The sequence below is a fragment of the Streptomyces sp. TLI_55 genome (assembly GCF_900206255.1).
Classification (GTDB): Bacteria; Actinomycetota; Actinomycetes; order Streptomycetales; family Streptomycetaceae; genus Streptomyces; species Streptomyces aquilus.
Window position 1 is genome coordinate 3,896,623 of record NZ_OAOJ01000001.1, and the last position, 22,178, is coordinate 3,918,800.

At 71.0% G+C, this 22,178-nt stretch carries 19 protein-coding genes and 1 tRNA gene; 9 read left to right on the top strand and 11 right to left on the bottom strand.

Annotated features, from left to right (window positions below):
- The first annotated feature begins 31 nt into the window (after positions 1-31).
- Positions 32-760, top strand: a complete 729-nt coding sequence (locus tag CRP56_RS17915) for an ABC transporter ATP-binding protein (protein ID WP_097265250.1) — start codon at positions 32-34, stop codon at positions 758-760.
- A complete protein-coding gene (locus CRP56_RS17920; RefSeq protein WP_257040813.1) occupies positions 754-3,312 on the top strand; it encodes an FtsX-like permease family protein in 2,559 nt (852 codons plus the stop codon). Before CRP56_RS17915 ends, CRP56_RS17920 begins: the two co-directional genes overlap by 7 nt.
- A 75-nt stretch (positions 3,313-3,387) precedes the next feature.
- On the opposite strand, the gene CRP56_RS17925 is transcribed toward CRP56_RS17920, so the two are convergent.
- The 7 genes from CRP56_RS17925 to galU all read right to left on the bottom strand — a co-directional run bounded on the left by CRP56_RS17925 (position 3,388) and on the right by galU (position 9,012).
- A tRNA-Ala gene (locus tag CRP56_RS17925) sits at positions 3,388-3,461 on the bottom strand.
- Positions 3,462-3,557: 96 nt separating this feature from the next.
- Positions 3,558-4,832 carry a gephyrin-like molybdotransferase receptor GlpR gene (locus CRP56_RS17930; RefSeq protein ID WP_097265252.1) on the bottom strand — a complete coding sequence of 425 codons (1,275 nt, stop codon included), beginning with the start codon at positions 4,830-4,832 and terminating at the stop codon, positions 3,558-3,560.
- Between the two features lie 186 nt (positions 4,833-5,018).
- Entirely contained in the window at positions 5,019-5,663 is a 645-nt protein-coding gene (locus CRP56_RS17935; protein WP_097265254.1) for a GNAT family N-acetyltransferase, read from the bottom strand.
- 20 nt (positions 5,664-5,683) lie between these two features.
- Positions 5,684-6,220, bottom strand: a complete 537-nt coding sequence (locus tag CRP56_RS17940; RefSeq protein ID WP_097265256.1) for a MogA/MoaB family molybdenum cofactor biosynthesis protein — start codon at positions 6,218-6,220, stop codon at positions 5,684-5,686.
- Positions 6,217-6,696: a cyclic pyranopterin monophosphate synthase MoaC gene (moaC, locus tag CRP56_RS17945; protein ID WP_059196052.1), complete on the bottom strand. Its 480-nt coding sequence runs from the start codon at positions 6,694-6,696 to the stop codon at positions 6,217-6,219. Before moaC ends, CRP56_RS17940 begins: the two co-directional genes overlap by 4 nt.
- A gap of 85 nt (positions 6,697-6,781) precedes the next feature.
- Positions 6,782-8,104, bottom strand: coding sequence for a molybdotransferase-like divisome protein Glp (glp, locus tag CRP56_RS17950; protein WP_097265258.1), 1,323 nt, complete (start codon positions 8,102-8,104; stop codon positions 6,782-6,784).
- Between the two features lie 5 nt (positions 8,105-8,109).
- The gene (gene galU / locus CRP56_RS17955) at positions 8,110-9,012 is read right to left on the bottom strand and encodes a UTP--glucose-1-phosphate uridylyltransferase GalU (protein WP_097265260.1); all 903 of its coding nucleotides are present in this window, start codon (positions 9,010-9,012) and stop codon (positions 8,110-8,112) included.
- Positions 9,013-9,144: 132 nt separating this feature from the next.
- On the opposite strand from galU, the gene CRP56_RS17960 reads away from it, so the two are divergent.
- Entirely contained in the window at positions 9,145-9,744 is a 600-nt protein-coding gene (locus CRP56_RS17960) for a 5-formyltetrahydrofolate cyclo-ligase (protein WP_097265262.1), read from the top strand.
- A 131-nt stretch (positions 9,745-9,875) separates the two neighbouring features.
- Here the strand turns inward: CRP56_RS17960 and CRP56_RS17965 are convergent, their stop codons facing one another.
- Positions 9,876-12,632 carry a penicillin acylase family protein gene (locus tag CRP56_RS17965; protein ID WP_097265264.1) on the bottom strand — a complete coding sequence of 919 codons (2,757 nt, stop codon included), beginning with the start codon at positions 12,630-12,632 and terminating at the stop codon, positions 9,876-9,878.
- 242 nt (positions 12,633-12,874) lie between these two features.
- Here CRP56_RS17965 and CRP56_RS17970 point away from each other — a divergent pair, with 242 nt between their 5' ends.
- The 6 genes from CRP56_RS17970 (at position 12,875) to mscL (ending at position 18,674) form a co-directional block, all read left to right on the top strand.
- On the top strand, positions 12,875-14,410 hold the full coding sequence (locus tag CRP56_RS17970; RefSeq protein WP_097274180.1) for a potassium/proton antiporter: 1,536 nt from the start codon (positions 12,875-12,877) through the stop codon (positions 14,408-14,410).
- 351 nt (positions 14,411-14,761) lie between these two features.
- On the top strand, positions 14,762-16,054 hold the full coding sequence (locus tag CRP56_RS17975) for an MFS transporter (RefSeq protein WP_097265266.1): 1,293 nt from the start codon (positions 14,762-14,764) through the stop codon (positions 16,052-16,054).
- 68 nt (positions 16,055-16,122) lie between these two features.
- Positions 16,123-16,437, top strand: coding sequence for an FmdB family zinc ribbon protein (locus CRP56_RS17980; protein ID WP_097265268.1), 315 nt, complete (start codon positions 16,123-16,125; stop codon positions 16,435-16,437).
- A 101-nt stretch (positions 16,438-16,538) separates the two neighbouring features.
- Entirely contained in the window at positions 16,539-17,372 is an 834-nt protein-coding gene (locus CRP56_RS17985) for an S-methyl-5'-thioadenosine phosphorylase (RefSeq protein WP_097274182.1), read from the top strand.
- 153 nt (positions 17,373-17,525) lie between these two features.
- The gene (locus CRP56_RS17990; protein ID WP_097265270.1) at positions 17,526-18,062 is read left to right on the top strand and encodes a hypothetical protein; all 537 of its coding nucleotides are present in this window, start codon (positions 17,526-17,528) and stop codon (positions 18,060-18,062) included.
- A 138-nt stretch (positions 18,063-18,200) separates the two neighbouring features.
- Positions 18,201-18,674, top strand: a complete 474-nt coding sequence (gene mscL, locus CRP56_RS17995) for a large conductance mechanosensitive channel protein MscL (protein ID WP_097265272.1) — start codon at positions 18,201-18,203, stop codon at positions 18,672-18,674.
- A gap of 46 nt (positions 18,675-18,720) precedes the next feature.
- Here mscL and CRP56_RS18000 read toward each other — a convergent pair whose 3' ends face one another.
- The 3 genes from CRP56_RS18000 to pflB are packed head-to-tail and all read right to left on the bottom strand — an operon-like array spanning position 18,721 to position 22,093.
- Positions 18,721-18,897: a hypothetical protein gene (locus CRP56_RS18000; RefSeq protein ID WP_097265274.1), complete on the bottom strand. Its 177-nt coding sequence runs from the start codon at positions 18,895-18,897 to the stop codon at positions 18,721-18,723.
- Between the two features lie 58 nt (positions 18,898-18,955).
- Positions 18,956-19,783 (bottom strand): pyruvate formate-lyase-activating protein, encoded by an 828-nt coding sequence (gene pflA / locus CRP56_RS18005; protein ID WP_097265277.1) that lies wholly within the window; start codon positions 19,781-19,783, stop codon positions 18,956-18,958.
- A gap of 12 nt (positions 19,784-19,795) precedes the next feature.
- Positions 19,796-22,093: a formate C-acetyltransferase gene (gene pflB / locus CRP56_RS18010; protein ID WP_097274184.1), complete on the bottom strand. Its 2,298-nt coding sequence runs from the start codon at positions 22,091-22,093 to the stop codon at positions 19,796-19,798.
- Positions 22,094-22,178 lie beyond the last annotated feature (85 nt).

The window sequence follows — 22,178 nt, forward strand, 5'->3', positions numbered from 1 at the left end:
CCGCGAACTACTCCACACCTAATGAGGGCACATGACGATCAGACTGACGTCCGTCAGCAGGCGGTACGGCGACGGCGACGACGGCGTGAGAGCCCTGGACGGCGTCTCACTGGCCTTCCCCGGGGGCACGTTCACGGCGGTCATGGGCCCGTCCGGCTCGGGCAAGTCGACGCTGTTGCAGTGCGCGGCCGGCCTGGACCGGCCCACCTCGGGCTCGGTGCGCATCGGCGACACGGAACTGACCGGGCTGAGCGAACGCCGTCTGACCCTGCTGCGCCGCGAACGCGTCGGCTTCGTCTTCCAGTCGTACAACCTCCTGCCCTCCCTCACCGCCGAGCAGAACGTCGTCCTGCCGCTGCGCCTGGCCGGCCGACGCGTGTCGAAGGCACGCGCGCGTGAGGCACTGCAACGGGTCGGACTCGGCGACCGCGCCCGACACCGCCCCGACCGGCTCTCCGGCGGCCAGCAGCAACGCGTGGCGCTGGCCCGCGCCTTGATCACCCGCCCCGAGGTGCTCTTCGCCGACGAACCCACCGGCGCCCTGGACACCCGCGCGGGCCACGAGGTGCTGTCGCTGCTCCGCGACCTGGTCGACACCGAGGACCGCACGATCGTCATGGTCACGCACGACCCGGTGGCCGCGTCGTACGCCGACCGCGTCGTCTTCCTGGTCGACGGCAGGGTCCACGGGGAGCTGACGGGGCCGTCGGCGGCCGACGTGGCCACCCGTATGACCACGCTGGAGGCGGCGCCGTGCTGACCTTCGCCCTGCGCACCCTGCGCTGCCGCTGGACCACCTTCACCGGCAGCTTCGTCGCCCTCTCCCTGGGCGTCGCCCTGCTCACGGTCATGGGCCTGACACTCGCCTCCTCCCTCGACGCCCCCGAGCGCGCCCCGGAACGCTTCGCCGCCGCCCCGGTCGTGGTGCAAGGAGAGGACACCCTGCGCGTACAGACCCGGATCGGCGACCGCACCCAACCCCTGGCCCACCCACGCCCGATACCGCGTCAGACGGTGGCCGCGCTCCGCGAGCTCGGCCCGGTCACCCAGGACCGCACCTTCGCGGTACACGACGACCTGATCGGCCACCCCTGGTCGACCGCGGCCTTCGCCCCGTACCACCTGACGTCGGGCCGACCGCCACGCGCAGCGGACGAGGTGGTGGCCGCCACGGGTACGGGGACGGCCGTGGGAGAGCGTCTGCGGACGGCGCACGGCACGGTACGGGTGGTGGGCACGGCGCGCGTGGGCGACGTGGGGCGCGCGGCAGGCACGGCGCGCGCGGTGGGCGCGGTGGGCGCGGTGGGCGCGGTGGGCGCGGTGGGCGCTGGGCGCGCCGTCGGCGCGGCGCCCTCAGTCCACGCGGGGCGCGTGGTTGGCGATGCACGCTCCCCCGGCTTCGAACGCGCCCTCTTCTACACGGACGCGCGTGCCGCCGAGTTGGCGCCGGTGAGCACGCAGCTCGTGGTCGAGGCGGCGCCGGAGGCGGTACGACGGGTGGTGGCGTCCTCTGGGACGGGCGCCCGGGTACTGGTCGGCGTCGAGCGGCGGCTCGCAGACGCGGATCCCGGCCGTGACGCCGAGGCGCTGACGACGCTGAACGCCCTGTTCGGCACGGCCGGCGGGGTGACCGGCTTCGTGTCGGTGTTCGTCGTGGCGTCCACCTTCGCGTTCGCGGTGGCCCAGCGCCGCAGGGAGTTCGGCCTGCTGCGCACCACGGGCGCGACGCCGGGCCAGATCCGGCGCACGGTGCTGGCGGAAGCCCTGTTCGTGGGCGTCCTCGCGTCGGCGGCAGGTTGTGCGCTGGGGTCGTACGGCGCCCCATGGCTCGCGGAGCGGGTGGTCGAAGGTGGTGTCGCGCCGGCCTGGTTCACGATCGGCACCCCTGTCTGGCCGTACCAAATGGCGTTCTGGACGGGCCTGTCGGTGGCGCTGTGCGGGGCGACGGCCGCCTCCTGGCGGGCCGGCCGCACCGCCCCGGCCCAGGCCCTGCGCGAGGCGTCGGCGGACGAGCAGCCTCTGACGCGGGCCCGACTCCTGTGCGGGGCGGCCCTGTTGCTGACGGCGGCGGTCACGCTCGCCGTGACGCTCCTGACGGATCCGGGCGACCTGCTGCACCGCAAGACGTACACCAGCCGTCCGCTGCTCCTGATCACGGCGACGGCCCTCCTGTCGCCGCTCCTGGTCCGCCCCCTGATCCGGCTTCTCACCCCGCGCGGCATGCTGGTCCGCGCCAACACCACGACCTCCCTCCGCCGCACGGCCGCCCTGGCCGCTCCCGTGCTGGTCACGGTGGCCCTGACGGGCTCGCTGCTGGGCGCGACAGCGACCCTGAACGACGCGCGGGCCACGGAGGCACGGGAGCGGACACGGGCCGACTACGTGCTGACCTCGGCGACGGGCCTGGACCCGCGGACGGTGGACCGTCTGCGCGCGGTCCGGGGCGCCGAGGTCTCACCGACCGCGTCGAGCGAGGTGTACGTCCTGGAGGAGGGCGTGGCCCTGGTCAAGTCCGAGGCGAGAGCGGCCGATCCGGAGCGGCTCGCCAGGACGACCGCCGTCCCTCTGGCGGCAGGCAGGCTCTCCGATCTCTCCGACGACTCGATCGTCGTCAACGAGGAGTGGGCACGGCACGAGGTCGGCGAACACGTCACCGTCTGGCTCGGCGACGGCACCCGCAGATCCCTCCGCATCGCCGCGGTGATGCCGGTCGGGACGGGCGACAACGGGGTGTACGTCACGCCTGCCAACGCGCGCGGGGCGGCGGTGGACCGGGTGGAGGTGCGGGTGCGGGAGGGCGCCGAGGCCAAGTCGGTGCGGGCTGCCCTGCGCTCGGCGGCCCCCCAGGCGAGGCTGCTCACCCGCGACGCATGGCTGGCCGCCGCCCACCCCGCGACCGGCTTCACGGCCGCCGACGCGACCACCCGCCTCGGCTATCTCCTGGTCCTGGGGATAGCTCTCCTGTACACGGCCCTCTCGCTCGTCAACACGCTCCTGATGGCGACGTCCGACCGCACCCGCGAACTGACGTCCCTACGGCTTGCGGGAGCCACGCGCGCCCAGGTGCTCCGTCTCGTGGCCCTGGAGTCCCTGACGGTGGTCGCGGCGGGCGCGATCCTGGGCCTGCTGGTGACGACCCTCAACCTCACCGGCATGTGGACCGCGCTCGGCCTTCAGTCGGTACGGTCCCCGATCCACGTCCCCTGGCCCGAACTCGGCGCGACCACCGCGGCCTGCGCCGTCCTCGCCGTCGTCGCGGCGGTGGTCCCGGCGGGTCTCGCGCTACGGGGTCCGGTCGGCGGCCGGCGTTAGGTGGCGGCAACTCTTCCTCGCGCAGGCATGGCAAGAGCCCCTGGCGGTGATCACCGCCAGGGGCTCTATGCTGCGTGGACCTGAGGGGATTTGAACCCCTGGCCCCCTCGATGCGAACGAGGTGCGCTACCGGACTGCGCCACAGGCCCTTGCAACGAGTGAAACCTTAGCACCCCGATCGGGGTGCTTGGAAATCCGTTCCCTGCCCTGCCGGAGCGGCAACCCACAGGTGGGGGCTGCCTCGGCTACTCGTTGGCCGCGCGCGGCCGCTCCCCGTCCTCGTACTGGTCGAACAGCGGCGTGCGCCCCCGCTCCCGGGCCCGCCGCGCGGACGCGGCCCGACGAGCGTCACTGCGCCCGCCGCCGTCCGCCCTGTCCTCGGCGGCCTCGGCGGCTTCCGCGCGGGGCGGCTCCCCCGGCTCCGCGTCCGACCCGGAGCCGTCCTGTCCGGCGCGCGCCTCCCGGTCCCCGGCGACCGAACTCGACCGCGCCGAGCTCCACGCGTCCGGCGCCCCCAGGTCCACGTCGGCCGTGGCCCGCGGAGCGACCGGCGCGGTCACATACGTCGGCAACGGCACCGGCACCGGCTCCCAGCTGTCCCCGTGCCCCGGCCGCCGCTGCCGCTCACGCTGCTGGTCGACCCACTCGGCGTGATCGGTCTGCTCGACGAGCGCACGCCGGTCGGCGGCGAGCGCCGACAGCCCGGCGTCCTGCTGCTCGGCTTCTGGTCCCTCGTCCGGTTCGTCCGCGTCGGCGGGGCCGTCCGCGGACGGCCGCCGGCGCGGTTGTCGCGCACGCTCCTTCAGGCGCTGCGCCGCCGCCTCCGCCCGTTGGCGGTCCATCTGGTAGGCGAAGCGGCGGCGTTCCTGGGAACGCAGGTAGGCGATGTACGCGCTGAGCAGCACGGCGGGTACGCCTGGCGCCCAGAGGAACGCGAGTCCTCCGACGGCGGCGACGATCGCGCCGAGCGTGAACGCGAGGAAGAGCGCCACGGTGGTGCGCCTCCGGCGCGCGAGCGCCTTCGTGCGCCGGGCGCGCGCTGCGGCGGCCTCGGCCGAGGGGGTGCGCCGGGGGGTGGGCACGGGTCTGCGCGCGGGCGCGGATCCGGATGCGGGCGCCGGTGCCGACGCGGCTGCGGGCGCCGGCTCGGCTGCCCGTTCGCGCGCCGGTTCACGCACCGATTCCCTGCGCCCGGACGCCGGTGCTTCCGCGCGCGCGTGGATCTCCGCGCGCGCCTGTGGGCGCGTCGGAGGCATGGCGAAAGCCCGGACGTCCACCGAGTCGGTGACGGCATCCGGGTCGACGGCGCTGGGCTCCCCCTCCTCGGTGGAGCGCGCCCGCAGGTCCTTGGCGTACCGACGCTCCATCCCCGCCCGTCCGGACAGCAACCGGATGGCGGTGCTGAAGCGTTCCGTCGGACGGGCCTCGTTCAGCTCGTCCTGCCTACGGAGCCACATCGGCACCAAGTAGGCGGCCCAGGCCCCGACAATGACTGCGTAGATGAGGCCGCTGCTGCTCACGCCTCACACGGTAGAGGGGTTTGCGTGAGGCCATCCGCCAATTGGGCCGGTGTGTCGCACGATCTGGCTGATATTTCGAGCTTTTTTTGTGACCGATGCGATCAGCAGGCCGCCGAGGGCGCGAATTTAATGCCCTGAGACGGTCTCCGACCGATCATTCTCGAACATATATTCAATTTCTCAGGTCTATGTGGGATTCCCCGGCGTGTTCTGCGGGTTCCGGGGCGTGTGGTGCGGCGCCTTCTGTGAGCGTGCCCGCTGCCACCGTGCGAGCAACCCTTCCGGCACCTCTTCCGCCGTGAGCGCGAAGACGAGATGGTCGCGCCAGGCTCCGTCGATGTGGAGATAACGGGGCCTGAGGCCCTCCTCGCGGAATCCGAGTTTCTCCACGACGCGTCGGCTGGGCCCGTTCTCGGGACGAATGCAGACCTCGATGCGGTGCAGGCCGACGGTCCGGAAACAGTGGTCCACGACCAGCGCCACCGCCGTCGGCATCACGCCGCGGCCGGCCACCGACTCGTCCACCCAGTAGCCGACGTGCCCCGAGCACATCGAGCCCCAGGTGATCCCGGCGACGGTCAACTGCCCGACGAGCCGCCCCTGGTACTCGATGACGAACGGCAGCATCCGGCCCGCGTTCGCCTCGGAGCGCAGATGACGCACCATCTGCCGGTAGGTCGGGCGGTGCGCGATCGGCCCGCTGGGCGTGGGCGGCGGGATGGTCGCCTCCCAGGGGCGCAGCCAGTCGCGGTTGCGCCGGTTGACCTCGCGCCACGCCCGCTGGTCGCGCATCTTTATCGGCCGCAGGACGACATCGCCGTCCGCGAGCACGACGGGCCAGGCTGGGCTGTTCAGCTCACACCCCCGTTACCGGCGCCGGGTCTGGGATGGTCGCCGCCGCGGATCTGGTCGACGGCGTGGGTCAGCAGGGGCTCCAGGACGGCCAGTCCGTCCTTCACCCCGCCGGTGGAGCCCGGCAGGTTGACGATCAGCGTGCGTCCCGAGACTCCGGCCAGTCCTCGCGAGAGAGCCGCGGTCGGCACCTTCTCCCGTCCGAACGCCCGGATGGCCTCGGCGATGCCCGGCACCTCGTGGTCGATCACCCTGCGGGTGGCCTCGGGGGTGCGGTCGGTGGGTGAGATGCCGGTGCCGCCGGTGGTGACGACGGCGTCGTAACCGGCCTCCACGGCGGCGCGCAGGGCGGCTTCCACGGGATCGCCGTCGGGCACGACCTGGGGTCCCTCGACGGCGAAGCCGAAGCTCCTCAGTCCCTCGGCGATGAGGGGGCCGCCCTTGTCCTCGTAGACACCGGCGGCGGCACGGTTGGAGGCGGTGACGACCAGCGCGCGATACGGCGCGCGCTCTGCCTCATGGGCCCCGGCGCTCACGCCCGGCTCCAGTCGCCCGACTTGCCGCCGGTCTTCTCCTCCACGCGCACGTCCGTGATGACCGCTCCCTTGTCGACCGCCTTGACCATGTCGATCACGGTGAGCGCGGCGACGGAGACCGCGGTGAGGGCCTCCATCTCGACGCCCGTGCGGTCCGTCGTCTTGACGGTGGCGAGGATCTCCACGGCGTCGTCCGCGACCGACAGGTCCAGTTTCACACCGGACACCGCCAACGGGTGGCACAGCGGGATCAGGTCCGGGGTGCGTTTGGCGCCCATGATCCCGGCGATCCGCGCGGTGGCGAGGGCGTCACCCTTGGGGACTCCCTCGCCACGCAGCAGCTCGATCACGCGGGGCGAGACGAGGACGCGGCCGCTGGCGCGGGCGGTGCGCGCGGTCACGTCCTTCTCGGATACGTCGACCATGCGGGCGGCGCCCGCCTCGTCGATGTGCGTCAGTCGGTCCTGCGTACTCATGCTGTGTGGCGCTCCCGGTCTCGGCCCTTCGCGGTGCGGCGCAGGGGCCTGTTGTGCGCGACACGGTACCGCCAACCAGGAGCACTCAGCCGAGCAGGACCACCTCGACCTCGGTGCCGGGCTCGACGCTCTCCACGTCCTCCGGGACGACGATCAGCGCGTCCGCGTGCGCGAGGGCCGCGACCAGGTGCGAGCCCGCGCCGCCGACGGGGGTCACCGCGCCGTCGGCGTACGTCCCGCGCAGGAACTGCCTGCGCCCCTTCGGCGAGGTCAGCGCCTTGCCCGCGGTCAGCTTCGCGCGCGTGCGCGGCCGGTGGACGTCGTCCAGTCCCATGAGGGTGCGGATCGCGGGGCGCACGAACAGCTCGAAGGAGACGTACGAGGACACCGGGTTGCCGGGCAGCGCCAGCAGGGGGGTGTGGTCGGGACCGATGGAGCCGAAGCCCTGGGGCTTGCCGGGCTGCATGGCGAGCTTGCGGAAGTCGATGCCGCTGCCCGCCTCGTCCTCGTCGCCGACGTGCGAGAGGGCTTCCTTGACGACGTCGTAGGCCCCGACGCTCACGCCGCCCGTGGTGACCATGAGGTCGGCGCGGACAAGCTGGTCCTCGATGGTGTCGCGGAGAGTTTCGGCGTCGTCGGCGACGGCGCCCACGCGGTAGGCGATGGCGCCGGCGTCGCGGGCGGCGGCGGTGAGGGCGAAGCTGTTGGAGTCGTAGATCTGACCGCTGCCGAGTCCCTCGTCGGGCTGGACGAGTTCGCTGCCGGTGGACATGACGACCACGCGCGGGCGCGGGCGCACGCGTACGGTGCCGCGGCCGATCGCGGCGAGCAGGGCGATCTGCGGAGGGCCGAGGACCGTACCGGCTTCGAGGGCGCGGTCGCCGGCTTTGACGTCGCTGCCCTTGGCGCGTACGTGCGCGCGTGCCTCGGCGGGCCGGTACACGTGCACGTGTCCTTCGGCGCCCTCGGGGGCCAGTGCGCGGGCGCGCATCCCGGTCACGGGCCCCTCACCGAGGCCTCCGTCGGTCCATTCCACCGGTACGACGGTTTCGGCGCCGGGCGGCAGGGGGGCGCCGGTCATGATGCGGGCGGCCTGGCCGGGGCCCACATGGAGCAGGTCGGCCTGGCCCGCCGCGACGTCCCCGACGACGTCCAGGACGGCGGGGAACTCCTCGCTCGCGCCCGCGACATCCGCGACCCGTACCGCGTACCCGTCCATGGAGCTGTTGTCGAACGGCGGCAGTGAGACCGGCACCGTGACGTCCTCGACCAGGACGCAGCCCTGGGCGTCGAGGAGCTGCAGCTCGATGGGTTCGAGGGGGCGGACTGTCGCGAGGATGTCCTCCAGGTGTTCGTCCACCGACCAGAGGTGGTCCTGGCCGGTGGTGCGGGGCGCGGCGTTGCTCAACGTTGCTACATCTCCTCGGCTACGTAACTGCGAAGCCAGGTCCGGAAGTCCGGGCCCAGGTCTTCACGTTCGCACGCGAGTCTGACAATGGCACGCAGATAGTCGCCACGGTCGCCGGTGTCATAGCGGCGGCCCTTGAAGACGACGCCGTGCACGGGGCCGCCGACCTTCTCGTCCGCCGCGAGCTGCTGGAGGGCGTCGGTGAGCTGGATCTCGCCGCCGCGGCCGGGCTCGGTCTTGCGGAGTATGTCGAAGATGTGCGGGTCGAGGACGTAGCGGCCGATGATCGCGTAGTTGGACGGGGCGTCGGCCGCGGCGGGCTTCTCGACCAGGTCGTGGACCTTGACGACGTCACCGTCGCCGGTCGGGTCTACGGCCGCGCAACCGTAGAGGTGGATTTGCTCGGGAGCGACCTCCATGAGGGCGATGACGCTGCCGCCGTGCTGTTCCTGCACCTCGACCATCCGCTTGAGCAGCGGGTCGCGCGGGTCGATCAGGTCGTCGCCGAGGAGAACGGCGAAGGGCTCGTGCCCCACGTGCGGGGCCGCGCACAACACGGCGTGACCGAGGCCCTTGGGGTCGCCCTGGCGGACGTAGTGCATCGTCGCGAGGTCGCTGGACTCCTGCACCTTGGCGAGCCGGCTGGCGTCACCCTTCTTCTGAAGGGCCGATTCCAGCTCGTAGTTGCGGTCGAAGTGGTCCTCGAGGGGGCGCTTGTTGCGGCCCGTGACCATGAGGACGTCGTCGAGGCCCGCGGAGACGGCCTCCTCGACCACGTACTGGATCGCCGGCTTGTCGACGACCGGCAGCATCTCCTTGGGAGTGGCCTTGGTGGCCGGCAGGAACCGGGTGCCGAGGCCTGCTGCTGGGATGACAGCCTTGCTGATCCGAGGGTGCGACTGAGTCATGCCCGCAACCTTATCCGGTGCCTTTGCAGGGAATCTGAGGCTCCGGTTAATTAACCCTGATATGAGCGCATTGAAAGGATAAGGGAGCGGACTGTGAGTCACATCGGACGTCCTGACGAGCCTGACAAACGAATGTTGCGGCGAGAGTTCCTCTCGGTGAGAAGCAGGTTGACGGCCGATGACCTGCGGGAAACGGCGACCGCGCTGGCGAAGCGGGCGCTCGAGCTGCCCGAGCTGGCGCAGGCGAGCACGGTGGCGGCGTACGTCTCGGTGGGGAGCGAGCCCGGCACGCTCGCGCTGCTGGACGCGCTGCGCGCGCGGGGCGCGCACGTCCTGCTCCCCGCGCTCCTGCCCGACAACGACCTGGACTGGGGCGCGTACGCGGGCGAGGGCTCTCTCGCACGCATCCGGCCCGGCGGGAAGATGGCCCTCTTCGAGCCCGCGGGCGACCGTCTGGGCCCCGACGCCGTGACCGCCGCCGACGTCGTGCTGCTGCCCGGCCTCGCGGTCGACGCGCGTGGCATGCGGCTGGGGCGGGGCGGTGGGTCGTACGACCGCGTGCTCGCGCGCCTGGAGCGTGCGGGTGCGCATCCCGCGCTGGTGGTGCTGCTCTACGACTCCGAAGTCGTCGAGCGCGTCCCGGAGGAGGCGCACGACCGGCCGGTGGACGCGGTGGTGACGCCGTCGGGCGTGCGCCGTTTTCGTGGTGACGCGCGGGCGGCGGATCGCTGAACGCTCAGGGGGCGTGCGGCGGTTGATGCACGCCCCGTGCTCGTGCGTCGCGCCCGACGTGCGCGAAGGGCCCCTCCACGCGCGTGTGGAGGGGCCCTTCGGTTGTTCGCGTTCAGCCGCGCTTCAGCGGTTCACGGTTTGAGCACCAGGGTGTCGCTCGTGCTCTTGTCGACCGCGTCCTTCGAGAAGGACCAGTCCAGCAGCTCGCCCTTGACCCACTTGCTCGTCTGATCGGTGTAGTGGGCGCTGTAGGCGTGCCCGGAGGCGCCGGTGAGGTTGATCCACTTCGACTTGTCGAGGTCACCGAGGTTGACCACCATCCGCATCGACGGCACCCAGACGACGCCGTAGCCGCCGGCGGCGTTCCAGCCGGTCGCGTTGACCGTGGCCTCGCCGCCGCTGAGCTTCCAGGGGCCGCGGTTGAGGATGTACTTCAGGAAGCCGGGGCCTTCGGTGCCGAGGGTCTGGTTCTTGAGGAACAGGCGGTGCAGCCGGCCCCAGCTCCAGGTGTCGATGTCCTTGCCGAGCTTGGCGGTCAGCTCCCAGCGGGCGTCGATCATGGCGCGCTTGAAGAGTTGGTCCCGGTTGGTGGCCTCGGGGCGGTCCCCGACGCCCTTCGGCGTCGTCCACCAGTCGCTCTTCTCGTCGTTCATGAGGTTGCGCACGACCTCGAACCAGCGGTCGCCGCCGTCCGGCTGCGCCTGGTCGGGATCGCGCTGGCCGCACTCACGGACCTTGGTCTCCTCGTCGACCGGGCCGGTGCTGTCGGCCTTCTCGACCCACAGGCACTGGCCCTCGACGCGGAGCTCCTTGGGCAGCTTGTTGCCGAAGGCGAGCTTGAGGATGTTGCGCCACACCGCGTTGAAGTAGGCGGCGGCCGCGGAGTCGGCGTCCTGGGTGTAGTCCCAGCCCTCCAGCAGCTTCTGCGCCTCGCGGACGTCCTTGTCGTCGATGTCGATCTTCAGCAGGGTGGGCACGAGCAGCTTGGCGATCTCGCTGCTGTTGTCGACCTGCATCTGCCGCATGTCGTCGGTCGAGATCTTGCCGCCGTCGTCGATCTTCGACTGGATCAGGTCGGTGATCCGCTGGCTGCGGGTGCCGTAGCCCCAGTCCGTGGTGAGCGTGTAGGGGTACTTGTCCGGGTCGATCACGGCCTGGTTGGCGGTGACGATGTAGCCGCGCGACGGGTTGTACTCATAGGGCAGTTCACCCTGCTTGATCCAGCCGGTCCAGCGGTACTTGGAGTCCCATCCGGGCTGCGGGAGGGAGCCGTCGACGCCCTTCGCGCGCGTGGGGATCCTGCCGGGCAGCGTGTAGCCGATGTTCTTGCTGTCGGCGTACACCAGGTTCTGCGACGGCACCTCGAAGAGGGCGGCCGCGGCGCGGAAGTCGTTCCAGTTGGCCGCCTTGTCCATGGCGAAGACGGCGTCCATGGTGGTGCCCGCCTGGAGGGCGGTCCAGCGCAGGGCGATGCCGTAGCCGTCGCCGCGGTCGGGTGCGGCAGCGTCCACGGGGGCCTTCTTGCCGACCTTGACGAGTTCGTCGTCGCGGTCGGAGAGCAGAGGGCCGTTGTTGGTCTCGCGGACGACGATCGTCTTGGAGGTGCCGCCGGCGACCTTGATGGTCTCCTCGCGCGTGGTGAACGGCAGCGTCTTGCCGTCGTACAGGTAGCCGTTGCCGCTGAGCTTCTCCAGGTAGAGGTCGGTGACGTCCACAGCGGAGTTGGTCATGCCCCAGGCGATGTTCGCGTTGTGGCCGATGACGACGCCTGGCATGCCCGCGAAGGTGTAACCGCTCACGTCGTACTGGCACTTGCTGGAGACGGCGCGGCAGTGCAGGCCCATCTGGTACCAGACGGACGGCAGCGAGGCCGACAGGTGCGGGTCGTTGGCCAGCAGCGGGCTGCCGGTGATCGTGTACCGGCCGGAGACGACCCAGGCGTTGGAGCCGATGCCGTTGCCGTTCACACCGACGGCCGCGGGGACGTCGTCCAGGACGTCCTGGAGGCCCGCCAGCTGGCCCTGGAGGGCCGTGGAGGCCGAGGAGGTGCCGCTGGTGCCCGTCGCGCCGCTCGTGGAACCTGACGCGGATGTGGAGCCGCCCTGCTCGAACGTCTGGGTGAGCTCGTTGTACTGGCCCTCCTGGACGATCGCCTTGTTGCGGCTGTAGGGATAGTCCGGGTACAGGTCGGCGATCTGCTTGGGGCCGAGGCGGCTGGTCATCAGGGCGCGGTCGATCTCGTCCTGCATGTTGCCGCGCAGGTCCCAGGCCATCGCCTTCAGCCAGGAGACCGAGTCGACGGGCGTCCACGGCTCGGGCTTGTAGTCGTTGGTGAAGCCCAGGGCGGCGTACTCAAGGGAGATCTCCTTGCCGTCCTTGCCCGCAAGGTAGGCGTTGACTCCCTTGGCGTACGCCTGGAGGTACTTCTTCGTGGAGGCCGACAGCTTGGTGTCGTACTCCTTCTTCGCAACGCGGTCCCAGCCCAGGGTGCGCAGGAACTCGTCGTTGTCGACCTGGCCCTTGCCGAACATCTCCGACAGCCGCCCGGAGGTCATGTGGCGGCGCACGTCCATCTCGTAGAACCGGTCCTGCGCCTGGACGTAGCCCTGCGCCATGAACAGGTCCTCGTCGGTGGAGGCGTAGATCTGCGGGATGCCGTAGCTGTCGCGCTTCACGTCGACCGGTCCCGACAGGCCGTCGAGCGTGATCGAGCCCTTGGTCTGCGGCAGGGAGGCGCGGACGGTGCTGATGGACCAGTACGCCCCGTAGGCGATGCCCCCGATGATGGCCAATACCAGGACGAGGACGATCAGTCGGGCTTTGTGCCCCTTTTTCCTGCCGGACTTGCCGGGCTTCTGACCCGATGAGGCGGTGGTGTTGGGGGGCATCGCTGTCCTTGCTGTCCTAACGCGAGCGGCAGGGCGGGCTGTCCTTTTGAATGAGCGCTGGAGCAACCATAGGCGCAGGGCCCGACGCCACTTGACGCGGAGTCGGCAACCCGAATGGCCGGGCGTTCGATCTTGCCTTGAGGAGTGTCAAGAAATCGTCAAGAGTTAGGTAAGGTAACGAAGTACTTGGGTGCGGAGACCCGCCGCTTCGTGTCCTATGTACGTGAGCCCACGCGCGCGTGATGCCCGTGGGCCAGGGAAGGGAACAGCCGCTGACCGTCCACGACCTCAACCAGCTCCTGCTCGTCTGCTCGCTCGTCCTGCTCGTCGCCGTCGCAGCGGTCCGGATCTCCTCGCGCAGCGGGCTCCCCAGCCTGCTCGTCTACCTGGGCATCGGCATCGCCATGGGCCAGGACGGCATCGGCGACATCAAGTTCGACAACGCCGAACTGACCCAGGTCATCGGATACGCGGCCCTGGTCGTGATCCTGGCCGAGGGTGGCCTGGGCACGAAGTGGAAGGAGATCAAGCCGGCACTGCCCGCCGCGTCCGCGCTGGCGCTGGGCGGGGTCGCGGTGAGCGTCGGGGTCACGGCGACGGCCGCGCACTACCTGATCGGCCTGGAGTGGCGGCAGGCGCTCATCATCGGGGCGGTCGTGTCCTCCACGGACGCGGCGGCGGTCTTCTCGGTCCTGCGGAGAATCCCCCTCCCCGCGCGCGTGACGGGCACGCTGGAGGCCGAGTCCGGCTTCAACGACGCCCCCGTCGTCATCCTCGTCGTCGCCTTCTCCACCGCGGGCCCCGTCGAGCACTGGTACGTGCTGCTCGGCGAGATAGCCCTGGAGCTGGCCATCGGCGCGGCCATAGGCCTGGCGGTCGGCTGGCTGGGCTCCTGGGGACTCAGGCACGTCGCTCTGCCCGCCTCCGGTCTCTATCCGATCGCCGTCATGGCGATCGCCGTGACGGCGTACGCGGCGGGCGCGCTGGCGCACGGCAGCGGCTTCCTCGGCGTCTACCTCGCCTCCATGGTGATGGGCAACGCCAAGCTCCCGCACTGGCCCGCCACCCGCGGTTTCGCCGAGGGGCTCGGCTGGATCGCCCAGATCGGCATGTTCGTCCTGCTCGGCCTGCTCGTCACCCCGCACGAGCTCGGCGACGACGTGTGGCCCGCCCTCGTCATCGGGCTTGTGCTGACCATGGTCGCGCGCCCGCTCAGCGTCGTGCTCTGCCTGGTGCCGTTCCGGGTGCCGTGGCAGGAGCAGACCTTGATGTCCTGGGCCGGGCTGCGCGGCGCCGTGCCCATCATCCTGGCGACCATCCCGATGGTGAACGGCGTCGACGGCAGCCGCCGCATCTTCAACATCGTCTTCGTCCTGGTCGTCGTCTACACCCTGGTCCAAGGGCCGACGCTCCCCTGGCTCGCCCGCAAGCTGCGCCTGGGCCAGGACGCCGAGGCCGCCGACCTCGGCATCGAGTCGGCACCCCTGGAGCGGCTGCGCGGGCATCTGCTGTCCGTCGCGATCCCCGACGGGTCGAAGATGCACGGCGTCGAGGTCAACGAGCTGCGGCTGCCGGCAGGGGCCGCCGTCACCCTCGTCGTCCGCGATGGAAAATCGTTCGTTCCGCTGCCCACGACGGTGCTGCGCCGCGGGGACGAACTGCTCGTCGTCACCACGGACCCGGTCCGGGACGCGGCGGAGAAGCGACTGCGTGCCGTGGGGCACGGGGGCAAGCTGGCCGGCTGGCTGGGCGCGAACGGCGCGGCGCCGGGGCGCTGACGAGGGCGGCCCGCGGCTGGGCGTGCGCGGGGGCGCCGGACGGAGCGTGCGCGACGCGCTTCAGCGCGCCCCATGCCGTTAAGGGCGTGTTTCGCACAGTTCACACCCTTCTCAATCGCAGGTGAACGCTACCGATGGTGCTCGTTTTCACAGGAACATCAGCGGTTGGTCCCTGTACGATGAAGGCGCACCCTGATCGAACCAACTCTGCCTGACGCAGAGCTGGCGCGACCGTATGGCGGCCGGGACACCCTCGCAGTGGGCGCCGGTATCTACCGCAGTTCCGCGCATGAGGACAGCTCTCGGCGCCCCCGCACGGGCGCGCTACCAGGCGGCAGAAAGGCACGGGCCGTGGCATCCACGGTCACCACCGAGCCGTCGAAGGACTCGTCGGCTTCCTCCCGCCCCGGATACGGGCAACTGCTGCGCACGCGCGGCGCCTGGACGTTCCTGCTCCCCGGCTTCGCGGCGCGCCAGCCGTTCGCGATGCTGACGATCTCCATCGTGCTGCTCGTGCAGCACACCACCGGCTCGTACGGCGCCGCGGGCGCCGCGGCCGCGGTCACCGGTGTCTCCATGGCGCTGTTCGCGCCCTACAGCGGCCGTCTCGCCGACCGCTACGGCCAGCGCACCGTGCTGATCCCCGGCGTGCTGGTGCACACGCTGTCGGGTCTGACCCTGACGGCGCTCGCGCTCTCCCACGCGCCCCTGTGGGCGCTGTTCATCGCCGCCGTTCCCACGGGCGCCTCGGTGCCTCAGATCGGCCCCATGGTGCGCGCCCGCTGGGGCGTGAAGCTCCAGGGCTCGCCCCTCATGAGCACCGCGGCGGCGTTCGAGTCCGTCACGGACGAGCTGACCTTCGTCGTCGGCCCGCTCCTGGCCACCGCCCTGTGCACCGCGGTCGACCCGGCCGCGGGCCTGATGACGGAGGCCGCGCTGACCCTGGTCGGCGGTCTGCTGTTCGCCGCGCAGAAGGGCACGCAGCCCCTGGTCGCGGTGGACGGGCACGCGCGCGTGGAGCACGCCTCAGCGCTGCGCGTCCCCGGCGTACGCGTGCTGATCGTGGCGTTCCTGGGGATCGGTTCGGTCTTCGGCGGCATGCAGGTCTCGCTGGCCGCGTTCACCGAGTCGATCGGTGAGCCCGGTCTGAACGGTGTCCTGTACGGCGTCTTCGCCGCGGGCAACATGCTCTCCGGCATCGCGTGCGGCGCCATAGCGTGGAAGGTCGCCCCGCAGCGGCGCCTGGTGGTCGGATACGTGGCGCTCGCGCTGACGGCCTCCGGCCTGTGGGCCGCGCACTCCGTCCTCGCGCTGGCCGGGCTCGGCCTTCTGGTCGGCATGTCCATCGCGCCGGCGCTGATCACCGGCTACACGCTGGTCGAGAGCCTGGTGCCCGCCGGTGCCCGGACCGAGGCCTTCACCTGGCTGACCGGAGCGGTGGCGCTCGGCCAGGCCGGTGCCGTCACGGTCGCCGGGCAGCTGGAGGACCGCTTCTGGGACGGTGCAGGATTCCTGGTCCCGATGGCCGGCACACTGCTCGCCCTGACAACGCTTCTGACCCTGCGTTCACGGCTCGTGGCGCGCCCCCGGAGCCGTACGGTCGCACGTGGCGTCGGTCACCGCGTGCCGGTGACGGTGGACTGATCCTCAGGAATACGTCACTATGGACCGTCGTTAGCACTCATTGAGTGAGAGTGCCAGGAGGAAGACAAGTGCCGACCTACCAGTACCAGTGCACCGAGTGCGGCGAGGGCCTCGAGGCGGTGCAGAAGTTCACCGACGACGCCCTGACCGAGTGCCCCAACTGCGGTGGCCGCCTGAAGAAGGTGTTCTCCGCGGTCGGCATTGTCTTCAAGGGCTCCGGCTTCTACCGCAATGACAGCCGCGGCTCCTCGTCGAGCAGCTCGCCGGCGTCGTCGTCGAAGTCCTCGACGTCCAGCACGTCGTCCTCGTCCACCTCGACGTCGTCCTCGGACTCGAAGTCGTCGAGCAGCGGCACCTCCTCCAGCAGCAGCTCCGCCGCCTGAGGACTCCGCACGCGGGACCCTGTCGTCGTACGACGGCGGGGTCCTCGGTGTTTCTCTGAGCCCGGGCCGGCCCGCCGCCGGGGGCGGCTACTGTGCTGGTCATGGCGAACGCAGAGATCGGCGTAATCGGCGGCTCGGGCTTCTACTCGTTCCTCGACGACGTGACCGAGATCCAGGTGGACACCCCATACGGCCCGCCCAGCGACTCCCTCTTCCTCGGTGACGTGGCGGGCCGACGCGTCGCGTTCCTGCCCCGGCACGGACGCGGCCATCATCTTCCGCCGCACCGGATCAACTACCGCGCCAATCTGTGGGCGCTGCGGTCGGTGGGCGCCCGCCAGATCCTCGGGCCCTGCGCCGTGGGCGGGCTGCGCCCCGAGTACGGGCCCGGCACGCTGCTCGTACCGGATCAGCTGGTCGACCGTACGAAGTCCCGGGTGGGAACGTACTTCGACGGGCTCCCGCTGCCCGGCGGTGATGTGCCCAACGTGGTGCATGTGTCGCTGGCCGACCCGTACTGCCCCGTCGGCAGGACGGCGGCGCTGAAGGCGGCGCGCGGGCGGGACTGGGAAGCCGTGGACGGCGGGACGCTGGTCGTGATCGAGGGGCCGCGCTTCTCGACGCGTGCCGAATCGTTGTGGCACCAGGCGCAGGGCTGGTCGGTGGTGGGCATGACCGGCCACCCCGAGGCGGCGCTCGCCCGTGAACTCGAGCTCTGCTACACCTCGTTGACGCTGGTCACGGACCTCGACGCGGGCGCCGAGACCGGTGAGGGCGTCTCGCACGACGAGGTGCTGCGGGTCTTCGCAGCCAACGTCGACCGGCTGCGGGGTGTGCTGTTCGACGCGGTGGCCGCACTGCCGGCGAACGAGGATCGGGACTGCCTGTGCACAACGGCCCTCGGCGGGATGGATCCGGGCTTCGCACTGCCCTGACGCGGCACGGGCAGTGCGCCTGAAGGGCGGAACTGCCCGTTCGGGTGAGGGAGTTGTCCACAACCAGTCGGTCGTCCACCTGTCTCGGCGGGATTCGGCGCGAGGCCTCATCGTGGCCTTGCAAGCCGGTCCCTCGTCACAGGTGGTGGTCCCATGTCCTTCGCTCCCTCTCCGTCTCCTCTTGTCCCGCGCCCGCCGGGCACCGATGCCCCCGCCACGTGCGAGGTGCCGCATTTCGCTCCCGTGCGGGTACGGGGCGGGCGCTATCAACTGGCCAGGCTCGTACGGCATCGCAGGCGGGCCATCGCGGCGGGCCTCGCCGTCACGGCCGCCGCGCTGCTGGCCGTCGGCCCGGACGAGGCGGACGGGGCGCGCGGGCACCCGGCGGCCGCGCCGGTGCGGAAGCAGCGCGCCGTCGAGATGGTGACGGCACCGGTGCGTATCGCGGACGGGGCCACGGTTCTGCTGTTGCGGCCGGGCGACCGGGTCGACGTGGTCGCCGCCGAGTCGACGGCGACCGGCGGTGACGCGCGGGTGATCGCGCGCGGGGCGCGGGTGAAGAAGGTGCCGGAGCCGCTGGAGGGCGCTGCCGAGAGCGGGGCGCTGGTCGTGCTCTCGGTGCCGCGGCCCATCGCGGCGCGCCTCGCGGGCGCGAGTGCGACGGCACGGCTGGCGGTGACGCTGTGTTGAGCCATGTGATCCGCCTGGTGCGCGGATTTCTGTCACGTCCCCCTTTCAAGCTCCCCAATTGGACAGGGTCACCTCAGGTTGACGTAGGTTGCGGAGCTGTTTGTTCCACAACCTGTGCGTGCGAGGAGAGTCCCCTAGGTGAGCGAGAAGAAGCCGAACGTCTGGGATGGCTTCAAAGCCTTCCTGATGCGCGGGAACGTCGTCGACCTGGCCGTGGCGGTGGTCATCGGCGCGGCCTTCACCAACATCGTCAACTCGGTGGTGAAGGGCGTGATCAACCCGCTGGTCGGGGCGATCGGGACCAAGAACCTCGACAACTACAGCTCGTGCCTGAAGGACCCGTGCAAGGTCGCGGCGGACGGCACGGTGAAGAGCGGTATCCCGATCATGTGGGGCACGGTGCTCGGCGCGACGCTGAGCTTCGTGATCACCGCGGCGGTCGTGTACTTCCTGATGGTGCTGCCGATGTCGAAGTACCTGGCGCGCCAGGAGGCCCGCAGGAAGGCCAAGGAGGGGACGCACGAGATCATCGAGGTCACCGAGCTGGAGGTGCTCAAGGAGATCCGCGACGCGCTGGTCGCGCAGCGCGGCTCGGGCCACGACGAGCGGTAGCCGCCGCCACGGCCCGCCTGCTGTGGCGGGCCGTGCGGCGGACGGCTCAGAGGTGGTGGGGCGGCTTCTCGTCGAGGAAGCGCTTCAGGTCCGCCGCGCCGTCCGTACCGGGGCGCTCGCCCCAGCCGCGGTCCGTGTCGTCCGAGGACTGCTGGTCCAGCGGGTCGTCGAAGATCAGCGACGGCTTGGGGGCGCGCGGCTCGGGGTCGGGGGCGGTGCTCATGCGTCCAGGGTACGGCCCCGGCGGCGGCCGCCCCGGACGGTCCGGTCGGCGTACGAGGTCACACCGCGTAGAGCCCGTGGGCGTCGAAGACACCCCTGGCCGAGGTGACCTGCTCCGGGGTGGGGCAGGGAGTGTCGTGCAGGGCGAAGGGCCGCCCCAGGCCCTGCCACTTCGCCTCGCCCAGCTTGTGGAAGGGCAGGACGTCGACGCGGCTGACGTTGCCGAGCGTCGCGGAGAAGGCGGCGACACCGGCGATGTTGTCGGGGGCGTCGGTGAGACCGGGCACCAGGACGAAGCGGACGTGGACCTCCTTGCCGAGGCCGGCCAGGCGTCGGGCGAAGTCCAGGGTGGGGTCGAGCGAGCGGCCGGTGACCTTGCGGTAGGTGGCGCGGTCCCAGGACTTGAGGTCGAGCAGGACCAGGTCGGTGTCGCGCAGCAGGGCGTCGGTGGCCCGGACGCCGAGGAAGCCGGAGGTGTCCAGGGCGGTGTGCAGGCCGAGTTCGTGCTTGAAGCGGTACAGCAGCTCGCCCGTGAAGACGGGCTGGAGCAGTGGCTCTCCCCCGCTGACGGTGGCGCCGCCGCCGGCCGCCGCGATGAACCGCGTGTACTTGCCGGCCTCGGCGACCACGTCGTCGGCGGTGGTGCGCTTGCCGTCGCGCATCCGCCAGGTGTCGGGGTTGTGGCAGTACAGGCAGGTCAGGGGGCAGCCGGACAGGAACGTGACGAACCGGGTGCCGGGGCCGTCGACGCCGGTCGACAGGTCCCACGAGTGGACCGAGCCGACCGCCGGGCGCCGCGTCGCCGCGGCAGCGGGGGTGGCCGCCGCGGCACAGGTGCCGCCGCCCGGCGTCGGCGTGGTCGGCGCGGGCGGAAGAAGCGTGGTCATCGTCCTGCCCCCTTACAGCGATCCGTGGAAGGTGCGGTTGATGACGTCGAGTTGCTGCTCGCGCGTGAGGCGGATGAAGTTGACCGCGTATCCGGAGACCCGGATGGTCAGTTGCGGGTACATCTCGGGGTGCTCCATCGCGTCCTCGAGGGTCGCCTTGTCGAGCACGTTCACGTTCATGTGGAAGCCGCCGCTCGCCATGTAGCCGTCCAGGACGCCGCAGAGGTTGGCGGCGCGCTCCCCGGGGCTGCGGCCCAGGGCGTCCGGGGTGATGGTGTTGGTCAGCGAGATGCCGTCCTCCGCGTCGTCGTAGGGGAGCTTGGCGACGGAGAGCGCCGAGGCGATGTACCCATGTTCGTCGCGGCCGTTCATGGGGTTGGCGCCAGGCGCGAAGGCGGCGCCCGCGCGGCGGCCGTCGGGGGTGTGGCCGGTCTTCTTGCCGTAGACGACGTTCGAGGTGATCGTCAGCACCGACTGGGTGTGCACGGCGTCGCGGTACGTCGGGTGGCGGCGGACCTTCTCCATGAACTCGTGGACGATCCAGCGGGCGAGTTCGTCGGCCCGGTCGTCGTTGTTGCCGTACGCCGGGTAGTCGCCCTCGACGACGTAGTCGACGGCGAGGCCCGTTTCGTCCCGGACGACCTTCACGCGCGCGTGCCGGATCGCGGACAGGGAGTCGGCGGCGACCGACAGGCCGGCGATGCCGCACGCCATGGTGCGCAGGACCTTGCGGTCGTGCAGGGCCATTTCGAGGCGCTCGTAGGCGTACTTGTCGTGCATGTAGTGGATGACGTTGAGCGCGTGGACGTAGGTCTTCGCGAGCCAGCCGAGCATGGCGTCGTAGCGGGCGAGGACGGTGTCGTAGTCGAGGTAGTCGTCGGTGATGGGCTCGAAGCCCTCGACGACCGGCTTGCCGGAGACCTCGTCGCGACCGCCGTTGATGGCGTACAGCAGGGCCTTGGCGACGTTCACGCGGGCGCCGAAGAACTGCATCTGCTTGCCCATGGCCATCGCGGAGACGCAGCAGGCGATGGCGGTGTCGTCGCCGTACTTGGGGCGCATCAGGTCGTCGGACTCGAACTGGAGGGCGCTGGTGTCGATGGCGACCTGGGCGGCGTACGCCTTGAAGGCGTCGGGCAGGCGCGGGGACCAGAAGACGGTGAGGTTGGGCTCGGGGGCGGGGCCGAGGTTGTAGAGGGTGTTGAGGGCGCGGAAGGTGGTGCGGGTGACCAGGGGGCGCCCGTCCTCGCCGAGGCCCGCCATGGACCAGGTGACCCAGGTGGGGTCGCCGGAGAAGCCCTCGTTGTACTCGGGGGTGCGCAGGAAGCGCACGATGCGGAGCTTGATGACGAAGTCGTCGATCAGTTCCTGCGCCTCGGTCTCGGTGAGCAGGCCGCGTTCGATGTCCCTCTGGAGGTAGATGTCGAGGAAGGTATCGATGCGGCCGATCGACATGGCGGCGCCGTTCTGCTCCTTGACGGCGGCGAGGTAGGCGAAGTAGAGCCACTGGACGGCCTCGCGGCCGGTGCGGGCGGGGCCGGAGATGTCGTGGCCGTAGGAGAGGGCCATGGCCTTGAGTTCTTCGAGGGCGCGGATCTGCTCGGCGACTTCCTCGCGTTCCTGGATCACCTCCGCACTCGGCCACTCGACTTCGAGTGCGCTCTTGTCCGCTCGCTTCGCGACGATGAGCCGGTCGACGCCGTAGAGGGCGACGCGGCGGTAGTCGCCGATGATGCGGCCGCGGCCGTAGGCGTCCGGCAGCCCGGTGATGATGCCGGAGGAGCGGCAGGCGCGGATCTCGGGGGTGTAAGCGTCGAAGACACCGTCGTTGTGGGTCTTGCGGAACTTGGTGTAGATCTCCCGGACGGCGGGGTCGGCCTCGTACCCGTAGGCGCCCAGGGCGTTCTCGACCATGCGCCAGCCGCCGTTGGGCATGATGGCGCGCTTGAGCGGGGCGTCGGTCTGGAGGCCGACGATCAGGTCGACGCCGGGGTCGATCCAGCCTGGCGCGAAGGCGTCGATGCGGGACGGGGTGCTGACGTCGACGTCGTGGACGCCGCGCGCGATCTCCTCGGGGAACAGCGCGAGGAGCTTGTTCCAGACCTTGCTGGTGCGCTCGGTGGGTCCGACGAGGAAGGAGGCGTCGCCCTCGTAGGGGGCGTAATTGCTCTGGACGAAGTCGCGGACGGCGATGGCGTCGCGCCACAGCCCGCCGCGGAAGCCGACCCAGGCGTCCCCCGGCGCCGAGGTGTGTTGCGCCGTCTCCTCGGCGGGAGTGACGGTCGTGGTTTCCGCAGGGGTGGCAGTCATGGCCCGCACCTTCCACATCGCTTCGTCGGTACGGCTCCATTGCACGCCCGGGCGGGCGGCTCCGCGGGCCGCGTTGGTCCCGATC